This is a genomic window from Bacillus sp. SB49, from assembly GCF_000469135.2.
GTDB lineage: Bacteria > Bacillota > Bacilli > Bacillales > Halobacillaceae > Halobacillus.
Genome location: NZ_CP048117.1, coordinates 1,204,482 through 1,218,488 on the forward strand (window position 1 = coordinate 1,204,482; position 14,007 = coordinate 1,218,488).

The following is a 14,007-nucleotide window of genomic DNA, read 5'->3' on the forward strand; positions in this document are numbered from 1 at the left end:
CTGCATAAGCCGGAGCGTCCGTTTCGTAAGATAGAGGGAGAGGGGAGGATGCTATGAATCATTCATCAGAAGATACACAGCATGATGTGTTTAAAGAGAGATTGGCTCATCTTCGGAGGGAGGGTTACTTGTCCGAAGAAACGTATCGTACGGTCATGGATGCGAGTGTAAAGTACCTGCACGACAGAAGAGTGGAACGCGAGAATAAGGAGGACGTGCGTGTCGATCCCCCTGTACCGGTGCAGGAGAAGCCGTCTCCTGCTGTTAAAAAGCCGGAACCTGTAAGGAAATCAAAGGAAGAGGTCCGCGAGCGGAATATCACGTGGTCGCTCATCCTTGGTGTCGCGCTCCTTCTCATTACCGGGTTGATTGTTGCAACAAGCCAGTGGGACCAGATGGGGGCAGGGATGAAGGTGTTTTCCATCGCGTTCGTTTCTTTGTTCTTCTATAGTCTCAGTTATGGAACGCAGCGGTTCTTGAAGATCGAAAAGACGGCCTTCGCCTTTTTGACGCTCGGAAGTCTGTTGATTCCGATCGCTGTCGTCGCCATCGGGTATTTCGAGCTGTTCGGGAGCTTCCTCTCTTTGACGGGGGAAGGGAGATACCTGCTCGGATTTCTTGGTGCCTTCCTGCCGCTTCCTTTATACGTAAAGCATGCGTTCGATCATCAATCACGTCTGTATGTCTGGATATCGCTCGTCTTTCTTTCGTTGACGGTCGGTTTTGCATTGGGTGCTCTGCCGCTGTCGATAGACGTTTTCTATACGTTTCTAATGGTATTCAATGCAGGGCTGCTGGTGATTTATACGAAATACGGCACGTTTGACAAGTGGCGTCTGTTTACAAAAGAACTGCCTTTATATGCTCAGTTGAATTTGATCCTTTCGACGATGCTGCTTTTATTCTTTTTCGAAAATGAGGTGCTGTACAGCTTTAACCTTCTGCTTACCGCCTGTATTTATATGGCGATGGTATTCGTGTACCGTACGAAGGAATATCAGTTCGTCTTCTCCGTCATGTTCGTGTATGCCGTTTATCAACTCGTCGACCATACACCGCTTCAGGCTGTGGACGGGGTCGTTTACGCCGTCGCTGGAGGAGTTTATCTCGGCTTCGCCTATGCTTTCCGGAATCACGACTTTATTCAGAAGGTGTTCCGTTATACAAGTGCCGTCGTCTCGTTCTGTGCCTTCTTATATATCAGCTACGAGAGTGTTTTACTCAGAGAAGGCGAAAGTTCCTGGATGTTTGCCGCCGCTTATTTAGTCGTGGCAGGCAACTACCTTGTGCTGGCCAATCTGCTTCGTTATCCATTATTCAGCTACATGGCGCCGGTATTCTTCTATGTCGGCTTGTGGCAGGTATGGGAGCAGATCGCGGTCTTCCCACTGTTCCTGGAGCTGTTCCTGACGGCTGTTGTCACCCTCCTCTATGTCGGACTCTGGACGAAACAGCCTTGGCTCCAATCGGTGAAGGAAAGCAGTCTCGTGGTATCGGCAGTCCTTATGGCAGGAACCATCTGCTACAGCTTTTATGAAATTCTATACGGATACAGCGCGTTCCAGCTGTTTGTTGTCGGTTGTCTTGCCTATGTGGTGAAGTGGAAACAGTCGGCAGAATCTGTAGAAAAAGCTGTCGTATGGATCCAGCCGGCCTCCTGGCTTGCGGCCTCTGGTGCCTTGTATTTAAAGGTAATCGAGTGGGTGCCCGGCTATGCCGATACGTTCGGCGTCCCGTTCCACCTGGCTTTGACCGGTGTACTCCTTTGCCTGCTGCATCTTTTCTGGAAGCGGATCGGTGAGAACGGCCTGTCGAAGGCCAGCTTTAACATCGGTCAAGGTGCGTATATCTTCGGTATAATTTTTCTCGGTACGGCCGACGTGGACCGGATGTTCATCGCTCCGCTGATTTTACTTGGCGGCACGGCTATGCTGTACTGGCTCATCCGTTCCACCGGTCAGTCATCGCTTTGGATTGCGGTATCCATCGTCACTTTATTCTTTTACTTTTCATTAGCCGAACCGCTCTCACTAGAGAGCTTTGCGTCTTTACTTATCTTTACTGCGTTCGCCCCTGTAGTGATGGTCGCTCTTGGAGAGTTTGGACGCACGAAGTGGGAAGGGATGCAGCCAAACTTCTATTGGACCGGACACGCCGTCCATCCGCTTGTTATCCTCGCCTGTCTGTTTGATCAGGTCACACCCGAACCGGCGGTCCATCCCATCCTGCTTGTCGTTCCGGCCGCTGTCTATCTTTTCAGTGCATGGAAGGCAGAGAGGGAGTGGGAAATCAAGCTGATGCTGTACTTCGGGATGAGTGTAGTCTTCCTGTTTCTCTTCACACTGGGAAGCTATTATTCTCTGTATGAGGATGTGTTCAGCGGGTATACCTTCATGGTGGCAAGTGCGCTGTTTCTTGGTGCTTGGGCAGTCCTTCCCCTGGTTTGGAAAAGCCGCTTGGAATGGTATTGGATTCCGTTTTCCATCCTCGGTCTCCTGTACTTTACTGTCTTCCGACAGACGTGGGCGCCTTGGGAATTTCTCCTCCCGCTCGCCTATGCGGTTTCTATCCTTTATTTCCTGCACCGGAGAAATTGGAGCATCGTCCGATTTGCGCCGCTTTTGATTTTGGTCGATCTTCTGGAGAACCAGGCGTGGGATCGTGGGATCAAAATTGTTGTCGTCCTTGGATGTGTAGCTCTGCTTCTTGCTGCAGGGAAGAAATTCCACCGCATGCTCATCGGTTCTAATTATGAGGTGGACGCGTATTCTTTCTCTGCGCTTGTGTACCTGCTTTTCCTGAACGGTTTGTCGTTCGGTGATGATTCGGTATGGATTCGGATCCTTCCGCTTCTTGCTTTGACGGCATGGCTGTGGGTCAATGCATCCAAATGGATGGGACGGAATGCAGACAGAATTTCTTATACGGCCGGAGCCGGTAGTTTATACGCATCCTACCTGCTTATTCTTCTGGCATACGAGGCTTCCATTCCGGACATATTCATGGCGGAGCTTCAAGTGCTTCCGCTCCTTGTCGTACTCGCTCTCATGAGGAAAAAGCTGTGGTCGGATGCACCTGGTGTGATGAACAAAATCCAATTCGCCGCAGTCCTCCTTGTCGCTGCTTATCTCGTTGTTGACGCGATAAAGAGCCATACGATCTGGGATGCATGGATCATCGGAGGTCTTTCCCTTCTGTCGATGGTCGCCGGTATGCAGTTCAAAATCAAATCGTATTTCTTCGTCGGTATGGGCGTTCTTATTTTCAACGTCCTTTATCAAACCAAACCATACTGGGGAAACGTTCCATGGTGGGTGTACCTGCTGATGGCGGGACTTGTCCTGATTGCGGTTGCAAGTTACAATGAATGGCAGAAGCAGCAGGAAGGAAAGGACCGTCCGATTGAGCGGAAGCTGAAAGGTTTGTGGCATGCGCTGAAGAAGTGGAATTGATAGGGAACGTTTACCGGAAGGAATTCGTACATGTAGTAGCGAAACTTACAGGAGGGTTCTTTTTGAAAAAGAAAATAACGTTGGCTGTCATCGTCTTATTCGGGTTACTGGCCGGTCTTCTGCAATCGGACACACCGACAGAGAGTGTCGTATGGCTGATTGCCGGAGCCTTCGGGCTTTTGGGAGCCTTGACGCTCGGCACTAGTTATAAGGAACTGTTCAAAAGGGACGAATAGGAAGTAGAGAGCATATCCCTCGGATGATATGCTCTCTTTCTTCATACATAATGGTTACAGCTTCCAGATATGAAGGCCGGGAATAAGGGTCTCATCTCATGGGAGGAGGTTGGAGATGGAAATAGCTTTGATTCGACATGGGAAATCGGCATGGGTAAACAATGAACCCATCACCGGGGAGGAGTTCAACGATTGGGTTAAAGGTTATGATGCAGCTGGAGTAGTCGCGGAGAAGGAATATGACTTCTTTCTCGTAAGGAAAGTATCCGGTTCTGCATGCCTCTTCACCAGTCACCGGGCACGTGCCATTGAATCGGCAAAGCATCTGAAGGCCCGGGGAACGATTATTCAAGATCCGCTTTTTGATGAAGTGGATCTCCCGGAAATCGAGGGTCCGACGTGGCGGCAGCCTCCGAAGTGGTGGCTTGTCGCCTTGAGAATCCTTTGGAGATTCGGATATACGAACAATTGCGAATCGATTGATTACGCCCGTGCGAGGGCACACAAAGCTGCGGAAGTCCTGAGTGAGGCAGCAGCAGAGCATGGAGATACGGTGCTTGTAGGACACGGTATTTTCAACCGGTTGATTGCAAGGGAACTGCGCCGGGACGGCTGGTCCGGAAAAAGGAAGGCCAATACGGAGCATTGGAGCTGCACGATTTATACGAAAGAGGAGAGCGGGTAACAGAGCAGGGAACGCTCGCTTCGTCCTGAATAAGGAGGCATCTCGATTGTGTTGAAACGATTGGATACAGTATGTCTGATGGTGAAAGATATCGAACGGGCAGGTTGCTGGTACGAGAAATCTCTTGATCTTAAAGAAGTTTTCCGAGGGAACGGATACCGTGTCTTGGCTCCGGAGGCCGGAGGGGTGCCAATTACGCTGGAAGAAGGAGTTCCGGAGAGTGGAGGAAGTTATCCTATCTTCTTTGTTGAGGATGCAGAACAGGTCCATGACGCGTTGAAGCAGCGTGGAGTGAAAACAAGTGCGGTTCAAACAGATAAGGACAATCGCTTTTTCGACTTCTGGGATCCCGACGGCAATCGGATGCAGGTTTGTTATTACATAAAATGATAGTAGTTGGAAGGGGCTTGAATCGATGGGGAATATTATTAAGCGATTGATCGACGCGGGTTACCGTGTGACGAATGTTACCAAGAAATCAACGGAACTGGAACATGGACCGAGTGGGAAGTATCTCTACCTATTACCGAACAAAACGATAACCGTCGTTCTGGATCCGTTGACTGTCGAAGCGGACAAGGAATTGGAGAGAGCTTCCGCGGGCATGAATCATAACACGTCCTTCAAGCAGTTCCCGGTCCGTGATAATGGAGGGGCGGGGCCGATTACGTATGGCTATGCTTTTCGGTTCTCATCCGCAGAAGAGGCTTTTACTTTTATACAGCACGCATTAACAGTGCCTACGGAGAAAATTTAAGCAGAAAGAAGGTCTGTCTGTGAAAGAAAATATGACTTTTGCCTGGATCGCTTCCTGGTTTGCATTGGTCGGTCAGCTGTTGTTCTTCCTTATTGTTTCGTTACTTACAGGGAACTGGATGTACGCTATGTGGAGTTTTGTTGTAAGTATGGCCGCAGGAGTACCGAGTATGATCCGGACGTGGCAGCGCAGTAAGGTAATAAAAGCAGGGAAGGAAAACGCGTCCGATCCTATATCCTGACGCTTCAACCAATAGAAAGAGATCAGCCGGAATGGCTGATCTCTTGTTTTATTTATTCGAAAAGGGAGCGGATTTCGTCTTCGATTTTTTCACTGACTGCTCCGGTTCCTCCGAAAATCCGGAAGAAAGTTGTCTCATTTGCTTCAAAATAGGCTTTTACGCTTGGGGCAAGCTGCTTTTTCGGTGTCAGCAGCACCGGCTCGCCAAACGTATAGACAGATCCTGTGAGGGCATCTGCGAAATCTGCGCCTGTTGCGATCTGGACGAATTGGTTATCCATCTCGAACGTCTCTGCAACTGCAACGGATGTTTCATAACGGTCGGACCCAGCAATCCGTTGCGCATCCGGAAGCTTTTTAAATACGCCTGCGCTGATGGCTCCCCTGCCGCCGACTGCGAAACTATGCTCATACTGCTTCAGCTGTTTTTCTGTCGCTTTCGGCAGGGAATTTTTTTCTGTCAAAAGGATCGGCAGGCCGTAAGTTGCTGCAACCGGAGCAGCAGATAAGGCGTCCGGGAAGTTACGTCCGTAGGTAACGATGGCAGCGTCGGAAGGCGGAAGCAGCTCGGCGATGGCGGCTGCTGTTTCAAACCGGTCCGTTCCGCTTACCCGTTCTACTTCCAGACCAAGATTCTTCTTCAAATAGTTCTCCACATCTTTGGATACAGCACCCGTACCTCCGAGTATGGTCACCCGTTCCGTATCCAGCGTTTCCAGTGCGTATTCCGTCACTTGTGGCAGCTTTCCTTTCTTTGTCAGAAGAATCGGGGCATCCATCCAGGATGCCAGCGGTGCACCCGCGAGGGCATCAGGATAATCTGTGCCTGTAGCAAGGACGACATCTGCCGCCGGATAGCCACCGGTTTTACGAATAGCGATCTTAGCTGCTGTTTTGTAACGATCGGCTCCGGAAATACGTTCGATTTCTGCCTGCGGTACATACACATAAGCAGTCACGCCGTATTCTTCCCCGTTATCCAGATTTGCCAGGTCGGAAGCCTCGATATAATAGGTGCCGGGGTGGACCGTGTAGAAAGCGCCGAATCCATACTCATCTATTTCCTCGAACTCCGCTTCGATTCTGTTTCCATCGGCATCATAGAGGACGCCGTTCAGCTCCATTTCCGTTCCATCTTCCAAGGTCGAAAATACACCGGTAGATAACTCCACCGGGCGGTCGCCGATGACTTCGATCTTATACATGTCTTTGTCGGAATCGGTCAACGTGCCAATAATGAAGCTGTCGATCTCGAGGGATTGAGCCTGCTCGAATGTGTCATTCGGCTCTTCTTCATAGGTGATGGACCAGTCTTCTTCGGCTGCGAGCTGCACTTTGTGCTCCTTACTTTCCTGATATGCCTTCCACATTTCCGGCGTTTCTTTTTCAAATGCTGCGGCAGGGGTAGCAAGGACGGTGGCTGCGATCAAAAAGGATGACGCGATGCTGAAAGTCTTTTTCATTCGTTTCATGTTCTCCTCTACTGGAAAAAATTTATAATACTAAGAGGATTATAGCGGATGCATGTCTATGAAGCTATCGCTATTTTTGTAGAAATTTGTAGAATGCAGGGTTTTGTTTTTGAGAAACTATTCCTCTACGTATTCCAGCAGGTCACCGGGCTGGCAGTCGAGTGCCTTACACAGCGCGTCAAGCGTCGTGAAGCGGACAGCTTTCGCTTTTTCATTTTTCAAGATTGACAGGTTGGCGGGAGTGATCCCGACCTTTTTCGAGAGTTCGTTCAGCGACATTTTTCTTTTTGCCATCATGACATCCAATTGAATTCGTATCATAGTAAACCGCCTTATATCGTTTTCTTATTCTCTTCGACTGCGCGGACGGCTGTCTTCAATGCGGAGGCGATGATCAAAAGCACGATGCCCCCGAAAAGCATATCCAAGTGATAGAGGCTGGTGAATTCGATTGAGCCGTTCCGGACATCAAGCGCCGTAATGGCTGCAGAAGAAAGCCGGGAATCCATATATCCAAATGCTGTTCCAAGAATGGAAACGGTAAGGCCGAAGCGGAACAATACCGTAACGTTTGACTCCGTGAATAATCCGGCATGATGAATGTTTTTCAACAACTGGTGAAGGAACCATAAAAATAAAAGGGCAAAGACCGTCATCGTCGCTTCTGATGCAAAAGACAGCCAGCGGAAAGAAGGTTCCGTATAGACAACGGGTGTGGTGTCGAAGTGCAGTTCGAAATAAGTATAAAGCGGATCGAAGGCGCCGAGCGAAGCGGTGAAGGCGCTGTTTGGGTACCATATGTAGCCGATATTGGAGGCAAGCATGAAGATACTGAGCAGACACACCAAATAAAAAAGCACCAAAGCAGCTACCGACCCTATTTTATATAACGGGTTCATAGTTTGGGAAATCCCCTTTCAACGTGTAGTAGAGCTCTAGTAACTATACCAAAATTTATTTAATTCAACAATTATTTATTGTTTATCGATAAAAATATATTGCTTTATTTGAAACATTCCATTAAATTGAAATCAGGAAGAATAAAGGAAGGGGGAGAGTGGAAGGGATGAAAACAGAAAACAGAGTCTCGGAAAAAGCGGTTAAATTAGCCGTCCTAACAGAAGCGCTGGCAACCTTTGCCGTGCTCGGTATCCTTGCTGTGCTGATGTATGTGGATCATGTGTACGGTTGGGCGGACTGGATCGGATGGATGCTTTGGAGTATCCTCCTCTTTGTCTTTCTTTCCCTGCCGGTGTCCATCTATCATACCCGGTTATTGTACAGAAATTGGGAATATGGTTGGAATGAGGAATTTCTGCATATGCGAAAGGGCGGTCTCAGGCAGAAGCTGTGTCAAATCCCAATGAGTAAAATCGTATATGTTCAGATGGATCAAGGGCTGCTTCAGAAGAAGGACGATTTGTGGACAGTCAAGGTACGGACGCTCACTTCCGTTCATGACATTCCTTACCTCAGCAGGGCACATGCGGAAGAACTGAAGGAGAAAGCGGCGCGGTTCGGAAGCGTGAAGGAGGAGGGTGACTATTAAAGCACAGCGGGAGCATCCAACGGTTTTCGTGTTTGATTTTTTGCACTTCCTTGTAAATGGTCTGTTTTTCTATGTCCTCCTGTTTTGGATTAAGGGAGACAGCGTGGGATGGTTTTTTGAGTATGCGAGGTATGTCTACATAGGTGGAATCACCGTAAGCCCATTGTATCTTTTCTTCCGCTGGTGGGGGACAAAGTTTTCGTTGGGAGAAGGGTATATAGAGTGGCAGAGGGGGTTGGTTAGAAGAAATAAGGAGACGCTCCCATACGACAGCATCACCGGGGTGGAGAGAAAATCTCCATTTCTGTATCAGCTTTTCGGGAGGACGATGCTTCAATTAAGATCGTCACAGGAAGGGGAATCAGAATGGGTTTTCCGCTCCCTGACGCTCGGGGAAGCGGACCGATTGGAAGCTCTGTTTCAATACGGATGGAACGTGGAGCGAAAAGAGGAGGAGAAAACGTCTGCCGTCAAGGATCATCCTCCGGCCGCAGAAGAGTGGAAAGCAGCAAATCCGGGCAGGGTTGTACATTTCCAGGCAGGGAAGAAGGATGTGATGATGGCGTCTTTCACTTCCTTAAGCTTCGTTTTTTTTATCCCCTTTCTTCTTTCGCTTTTTTCGAAGTTTTTTGATATGAACTGGATGGATGTATGGAACTGGATACATGAGGATCTTACACCGTTTCAAGTATCTGCGTTCATTATCGGCTGTATGATTGGGTCGGCGGTGTTCGGAATCTTCCGCACGTATAAAAAGTATGGAAATTATAGAATCGCGTCAGATGAAAGGCATCTTTACATAACAAGAGGAAGCGTGGAAGAGAAGACGATTTCTTTTTCCAAAGCTTCCGTTCAGGCTGTCATTATCCGGCAGGGGTTATGGAAGCGAATGACTCGAACAATGAAAGTGACGTTCATTCTTGCAAATACAGGGGAAGAGGAGGAGGAAGACCGTGCTTCCCTTTTTCCGTACTTACCGGAACGGCAGGCGAGGGGAATGCTCTTTCATCTACTTCCCGAATATGCGGTGAAACCGAAGATGAGAAAGCCTGTGATGAGGATGACCGCGGCTTTCTGTTTCATCGTCGGGGTACTGTTGATTTTCTTATCCTGGGTGCTTTTCTCGATAGATTTACCTTTATACGCTGCGGGACTGTTCGGTCTTTGCGTAATTTTATTCTGGACTTTCCTTCATCATTATCCTGTAAACGTGGGGTGGGAGGAGGATGTGATCGAAATCCGGAGCGGCGTTTTCCAAAACCGGACGTATTTGACGAAAGCCGGCAGGATTACGGAGGTCTGTTCAACAAGCTGGCCGTGGCAGCGGGCCGCCGGCACAGCAACGATTCAGATCAGAAATCGGTCGAAACATGGGAAGACGGTGAATATGAAGGACCTGCGGAGAAGGGATGCCGCCGCTCTTCAACACTGGTACAGCCGCCGAAAGCAGTATGTCATCTATGAGCACACACAACCCCCGTTTGAAAGAGGTATAGGAGAAGAAATCTAATAAAGCACGAGGCCGGGGCCTCGTGCTTTTAGTTTGTTTGTGTATTTTTCTTTTTGCGTGCTTTTTCTTTTTCAATCTGTTTACTTCGCAGCTGTCCGCAGGCAGCGTCGATGTCGGTGCCGTGCTCGGTTCGAACACCACAGTTGATACCGCGGTCCATCAGTGTTTGGTAGAACGTAAGGATGGCATCCTTCTCGCTCCGGTCATACGGATGGTCGGCCACCGGATTGTAAGGAATCAGGTTGACGTAGGAGAGGTGACGCTTGTCCCTCAGCAGTGCTGCCAACTGTTCTGCTTCTTTCTTGTGATCGTTGACGTCTTTCAACAAAATGTACTCGAAGGTAATTCTGCGGTTCGTCTTTTCCAAATAGTAATCAATCGCAGGCATCAGCTTCTCCAGAGGATAAGCCTTATTGATCTTCATAATTTTCGTACGCAGCTCGTTATTTGGAGCATGGATGGAAAGCGCCAGGTTGATCTGGATGCCTTCATCAGCGAAATCATAGATCTTCGGTGCAATGCCGCTTGTCGATACCGTGATATGACGCGCACCGATACATAATCCCTTCTTGTCATTAACGACTTTCAGGAAGTCGATCAAGTTTTCGTAGTTATCGAAAGGCTCGCCGATTCCCATGACGACGATGTGGCTTACGCGCTCGTCTTTGCCCTTTTTGTCCAAATATTGTTGGACCTGCATGATCTGCTCCACGATTTCTCCACTGGAGAGGTCACGGTTTTTACTTAGAATTCCACTCGCGCAGAAGGAACAGCCGATGTTGCAGCCGACCTGTGTGGTCACACAAACGGATAACCCGTAATTAAATCGCATCAGTACCGTCTCAATAACATTGCCGTCTGCCAGTTTAAACAAGAACTTAACCGTTCCATCCTTCGATTCCTGCATGATTTCCTCTGTCAGCGTTTCAATCGTAAAGTGTTCATCAAGCAGATCAATGAGGGATTGGTTGACGTTCTTCATTTGGGAGAATTCGGTCACACGCTTCTGGTACAGCCAGTCCCATACTTGCTTTGAGCGAAACTTCTTCTCGCCATGTTCCGTAATCCAGTCCGTCAGTTGTTCAAATGTCAATCCGTATATGGATCGTTTCATAAATACGCTCCTCTGTAAAAAAAATCACTATTCCAATCATAATCGATTTGATACCGGTGCACAACCCGCAAGGAAGTGTTGGAACTATTGCGACAATAGGCCGGATTATTGGAGAAGTTACCAAAAGCTGTGACCATCGATTCAGTTTTCCGAGATGTGGTTTGTCCCCGGAAAAAAGGGGAACCTTCCTGTTACATCTAGCTTTAGCAGGGAGGAAGACCGATGTTTACATGGAATGATGTTCCGATGTTCATTATAAATTTCTTTTTGATACTGCCTTTGGTTACGCTGATTCACCAGGCAGGGCATGTGTTGGTTGCAAGGCTGTTTGGAGGAAAGATCAGTTTCTGCATTGGTACCGGGAAAAAGTGGTTCTGTTTAGGGCCGCTGGAAGTGCGGAGGATGTACTTCATGGAGGGATGGTGCCAATATGAGAAGCTGCGCTATAACAAAAAATGGGCGCACGTTGCTATTTATTTGGCAGGCAGCAGCTTCAACCTGATCATCATCCTGATTTTGAATGCCTGCATCATCAGCGGAGTGCTGCCTGTCGATCTATTTTTCTATCAGTTCACCTATTTCTCTGTGTACTTTATTTTCTTTTCCCTCTTTCCTTATCGGACCGGAGACGGGAAACCGAGCGACGGAATGGCGATTTATGATGTCATCCGCTACGGAAAAGCAGCGGACCCGATCGATTGATTCATTCGCCGGCATCGATGAGTAACGTCTTTGTGAGAAATCCGCCCATCACTTTCCGACGATGCTGTCTGATGTGCTCCAGCTCTTCAATGGAGGCGCCGTGTGTATAGGATAACGCATGGACAACCTCTAGGATATCCGCCAGCGCCGTCAAAGCATGGCGGTTTTCTTCTGTTTGATGGTAAGCATCGACTTCCTCTTTCAGGCGGTTTCTTAGAAGATGTTCATATTCCTCTGTTTCCAATGTCCTCGTCCGGAAAGATTTCCCCTCGCTTTCCAGCTGATTCGGAACGTAGTCTCTTACTAACCGTTGATGTTTCACCAATGACCCACTCTCCTTTCCATTATACCCATCCTTATCCTTTTTCTTTGAGGAGAAAACACTTATTTTCGCACATGGATGGAAACGGGAAGAAATAAATGGAAGGAAATAGTCGTGAATAAGAGGAATATTCGATAAAGGTGTAGAATTAATTTCTATATCCCATACATTCTAGGAGTTGATACGAATGCTTCTCCCATATTTATCCCATGGTACAGGTGGAAAGAGGTACGTGCTGATCGACCGCTTGAAGTATTACGGGTACACGGAAGACCCTTTAGGCAAACGGACGGAAGAAATGACGCTCCCGGAGCTTGAACAAACATTCATCAACTTGGAATATAAAAGAGAAACAGCGTGGAAAACGTAAAGAAACAGCCGTGGAAAAGGATCCACGGCTGTTTTTCGTCTGCGTCGGAGGTGTGCAGTGATGACATACATGGTGGCTCCGTCGCTATCGATAGTATTATCGTTATTTCAATATAATATACAAAAATAATCATCTCCCTGAACCAAACAATGATATAATCCCCGTAAATATGTAGTTTATAATCGTTTGATATGTTATTTGATTTTAAGTAAATCACTATAAAAATAATATTAATATTGTATTTTTATCCAAAAATTACTACTAAGGGGTGGTTTTTTACCCTTGAGGAGTAGTGGGAAAGTATTAGTCCGAATGATACATTGTAATTAAGAGGAAAACTGAAGAAAGCGGGGGTAGTCATGAAGAAAATCCAGTCGTTCGTGATGACGGAAGAGGAAATGAGAACGCTATCGAACAGCTTGGAATACGCATGGAAAAATGACAACACGCTTGACCAACTGGAAAGGCAAAAAGTGAAAATACTGCTTCGGGATCTTCAGTCCCAGCTTCCGGCGGAACCTTGCGCCATCTCCAATACGCTGACCTACAGCGAACACAAAATCTTCACCCTCCTGCTCAAAGGTGTGACGAACATAGAAATCGCCAAAACACTATACATATCAGCCAATACAGTAAAAAGCCACACCAAAAACATCTATAATAAGCTCGGTGTGGAAAACCGGGTGGACCTTATCATTAAATATAAAAACGTCGAAGGTCTTTAAGCGCACCAAACGGCTCTGTTGTTGCTCTGGTTTATTTAAAGGGAGGTAATCGGATGATTTATGTCGTCCTGTACGCCGTCTTGTTGAATGCCGGTCTCTTAATCAGCCTCATGGTATTCGTCCATAAGTTCAAGAAGAAAGACGGCATCATCGATTCATTGAAAAAGGAGAAGAAAAATTGGGAGAAACAGATCAAAGAGGCGAAAAAGGTCACGGTCGATCCGAACTCCTACAATGTTGATGTGACAAAAACAGACTGCCAGGTGACGATTTCCCAAATTGATAATGTAAAGTATAACAATCTCGTCGACAAATATTTTCGCGGGGCCGTCAGTAATATCACAACATCGAGTTTAACGTTTACAAGTCCCATCAGTCTTCCTATTCAGGAAGGGATTTTTATTCAAACCGTTTTTACACTTAATGGAGAATCTTTTGATGTAAAGGCTAAACTCATGAAGAAGCAGGAAGACCTGACTACAGGGACAAATATCTACTGGGCCAAGTTCACGCTGATCTCGGCCAAGGACCAGGAACGACTGCGTGCGGTTATGTATCGGAAAGAAATCGAAACGCGTAAATACATTTAATTTTGATGGAGAACCAGAAGGTGGTGAATACTTCTGGCTCCATTTTTTTATGCAATGGAAAGATGCTTCTACTTAGAACAGAACCACTTAAAACGGGTAGAGGTAGTTCTGTCCATCAGCATCAGCACTTATAGAAAGACGCTCCAACAATGATCAAAAGGATGAACAATACAACGATCAATACGAAAGTGCTACCTCCGCCATAACCGTAACCGCCGTATCCACAGCCGCCATACCAGCCCATAACTTTCACCACCTTTTCTTTTCCTATGTGACAAAATAT

18 protein-coding genes are annotated in these 14,007 nt (G+C 47.4%); 12 read left to right on the plus strand and 6 right to left on the minus strand.

What is annotated here, in order from left to right; all coding sequences use genetic code 11:
• Positions 1-53 precede the first annotated feature (53 nt).
• From M662_RS06255 to M662_RS06280, 6 genes are all read left to right on the plus strand, one after another.
• Positions 54-3,452: a hypothetical protein gene (locus M662_RS06255; RefSeq protein WP_026578395.1), complete on the plus strand. Its 3,399-nt coding sequence runs from the start codon at positions 54-56 to the stop codon at positions 3,450-3,452.
• 62 nt (positions 3,453-3,514) lie between these two features.
• Positions 3,515-3,688 (plus strand): hypothetical protein, encoded by a 174-nt coding sequence (locus tag M662_RS06260; RefSeq protein WP_161484891.1) that lies wholly within the window; start codon positions 3,515-3,517, stop codon positions 3,686-3,688.
• A gap of 115 nt (positions 3,689-3,803) precedes the next feature.
• Positions 3,804-4,373, plus strand: coding sequence for a histidine phosphatase family protein (locus tag M662_RS06265; protein ID WP_008636546.1), 570 nt, complete (start codon positions 3,804-3,806; stop codon positions 4,371-4,373).
• Between the two features lie 48 nt (positions 4,374-4,421).
• Positions 4,422-4,763 carry a VOC family protein gene (locus M662_RS06270; RefSeq protein ID WP_026578397.1) on the plus strand — a complete coding sequence of 114 codons (342 nt, stop codon included), beginning with the start codon at positions 4,422-4,424 and terminating at the stop codon, positions 4,761-4,763.
• Positions 4,764-4,788: 25 nt separating this feature from the next.
• Positions 4,789-5,130 carry a hypothetical protein gene (locus tag M662_RS06275; protein WP_051348953.1) on the plus strand — a complete coding sequence of 114 codons (342 nt, stop codon included), beginning with the start codon at positions 4,789-4,791 and terminating at the stop codon, positions 5,128-5,130.
• Positions 5,131-5,149: 19 nt separating this feature from the next.
• Positions 5,150-5,371 (plus strand): hypothetical protein, encoded by a 222-nt coding sequence (locus tag M662_RS06280; RefSeq protein ID WP_008636543.1) that lies wholly within the window; start codon positions 5,150-5,152, stop codon positions 5,369-5,371.
• A gap of 52 nt (positions 5,372-5,423) precedes the next feature.
• Here the strand turns inward: M662_RS06280 and M662_RS06285 are convergent, their stop codons facing one another.
• The 3 genes from M662_RS06285 to M662_RS06295 form a co-directional block, all read right to left on the minus strand.
• Positions 5,424-6,842: a cell wall-binding repeat-containing protein gene (locus tag M662_RS06285; protein ID WP_081694924.1), complete on the minus strand. Its 1,419-nt coding sequence runs from the start codon at positions 6,840-6,842 to the stop codon at positions 5,424-5,426.
• A gap of 117 nt (positions 6,843-6,959) precedes the next feature.
• Positions 6,960-7,163, minus strand: a complete 204-nt coding sequence (locus tag M662_RS06290) for a helix-turn-helix domain-containing protein (protein WP_008636523.1) — start codon at positions 7,161-7,163, stop codon at positions 6,960-6,962.
• Positions 7,164-7,174: 11 nt separating this feature from the next.
• Positions 7,175-7,741, minus strand: coding sequence for a DUF2975 domain-containing protein (locus M662_RS06295; RefSeq protein ID WP_026578398.1), 567 nt, complete (start codon positions 7,739-7,741; stop codon positions 7,175-7,177).
• Positions 7,742-7,908: 167 nt separating this feature from the next.
• On the opposite strand from M662_RS06295, the gene M662_RS06300 reads away from it, so the two are divergent.
• The gene (locus tag M662_RS06300; protein WP_152522232.1) at positions 7,909-8,391 is read left to right on the plus strand and encodes a PH domain-containing protein; all 483 of its coding nucleotides are present in this window, start codon (positions 7,909-7,911) and stop codon (positions 8,389-8,391) included.
• Positions 8,381-9,901, plus strand: a complete 1,521-nt coding sequence (locus M662_RS06305; RefSeq protein WP_026578400.1) for a PH domain-containing protein — start codon at positions 8,381-8,383, stop codon at positions 9,899-9,901. Before M662_RS06300 ends, M662_RS06305 begins: the two co-directional genes overlap by 11 nt.
• Positions 9,902-9,929: 28 nt before the next feature.
• On the opposite strand, the gene rlmN is transcribed toward M662_RS06305, so the two are convergent.
• Positions 9,930-11,015 carry a dual-specificity RNA methyltransferase RlmN gene (gene rlmN, locus M662_RS06310; protein WP_026578401.1) on the minus strand — a complete coding sequence of 362 codons (1,086 nt, stop codon included), beginning with the start codon at positions 11,013-11,015 and terminating at the stop codon, positions 9,930-9,932.
• Between the two features lie 222 nt (positions 11,016-11,237).
• Here rlmN and M662_RS06315 point away from each other — a divergent pair, with 222 nt between their 5' ends.
• Positions 11,238-11,717 (plus strand): site-2 protease family protein, encoded by a 480-nt coding sequence (locus tag M662_RS06315; RefSeq protein WP_008636517.1) that lies wholly within the window; start codon positions 11,238-11,240, stop codon positions 11,715-11,717.
• Between the two features lies 1 nt (position 11,718).
• Here the strand turns inward: M662_RS06315 and M662_RS06320 are convergent, their stop codons facing one another.
• On the minus strand, positions 11,719-12,042 hold the full coding sequence (locus M662_RS06320) for a nucleoside triphosphate pyrophosphohydrolase (protein WP_035388459.1): 324 nt from the start codon (positions 12,040-12,042) through the stop codon (positions 11,719-11,721).
• Positions 12,043-12,226: 184 nt separating this feature from the next.
• Here M662_RS06320 and M662_RS06325 point away from each other — a divergent pair, with 184 nt between their 5' ends.
• The 3 genes from M662_RS06325 (at position 12,227) to M662_RS06335 (ending at position 13,724) form a co-directional block, all read left to right on the plus strand.
• Complete coding sequence (locus M662_RS06325; protein ID WP_008636515.1) at positions 12,227-12,409, plus strand: hypothetical protein; 183 nt, start codon at positions 12,227-12,229, stop codon at positions 12,407-12,409.
• 359 nt (positions 12,410-12,768) lie between these two features.
• A complete protein-coding gene (locus M662_RS06330; protein WP_051348956.1) occupies positions 12,769-13,134 on the plus strand; it encodes a response regulator transcription factor in 366 nt (121 codons plus the stop codon).
• Between the two features lie 53 nt (positions 13,135-13,187).
• Positions 13,188-13,724, plus strand: coding sequence for a hypothetical protein (locus M662_RS06335; RefSeq protein WP_026578403.1), 537 nt, complete (start codon positions 13,188-13,190; stop codon positions 13,722-13,724).
• Between the two features lie 121 nt (positions 13,725-13,845).
• Here the strand turns inward: M662_RS06335 and M662_RS06340 are convergent, their stop codons facing one another.
• Positions 13,846-13,968 (minus strand): YjcZ family sporulation protein, encoded by a 123-nt coding sequence (locus M662_RS06340; RefSeq protein ID WP_008636509.1) that lies wholly within the window; start codon positions 13,966-13,968, stop codon positions 13,846-13,848.
• Positions 13,969-14,007: the final 39 nt, after the last annotated feature.